We start from the raw sequence: 475 nt of genomic DNA, 5'->3' as shown, positions 1-475 counted from the left end.
GAGCAACCAAACAACCTTGAACCGCTGTTACCATGGAATATTGAGCGCGGCTAGGTGCCGATCCCTATACGCTTACGCTTCATCTCTCTAAATCCTAGTTCTATTTCCCAACGGTGTGCATATAAGTCCACTATATCAGCAACAGGAAAACTCATAGGATCTGTCATAGAGGTTAAAACGTCACATGCCTTGCCGTTAACTTTCCTTGAGACGAGCCGTGCTTCAATTGATTCTGGCAAGTCTGGAAATTTCTTGCGTGCTTGTGGGCACGCGGTCAGACGAACGATTTTATCTTGTCTTCCTAATGAGCGAACCACTTCATATTGCACATTCTTCTTTAAAGGGATTAACCAATGACGTGAAGTACCCGTTGACTGCCAACGATTAAGGAGTCCAAGGTAAGCGTATAGTTAACGACACCTGCCTCTAGCACTTGATCTCATATACATTATCTCCTCACTTAACTTAGGAGATA

At 44.0% G+C, this 475-nt stretch carries 1 pseudogene; it reads right to left on the bottom strand.

Features of this window, described 5'->3' with window-relative positions:
* Positions 1 to 77 precede the first annotated feature (77 nt).
* A pseudogene (locus MTCD1_RS18485) lies at positions 78 to 398 on the bottom strand (transposase); the annotation flags it as partial.
* Between the last annotated feature and the right edge of the window lie 77 nt (positions 399 to 475).

The organism is Colwellia marinimaniae (assembly GCF_002207865.1).
In the GTDB taxonomy this organism is placed as follows: Bacteria; Pseudomonadota; Gammaproteobacteria; order Enterobacterales; family Alteromonadaceae; genus Colwellia; species Colwellia marinimaniae.
This window is presented reverse-complemented; position numbering and strand designations above follow the sequence as displayed.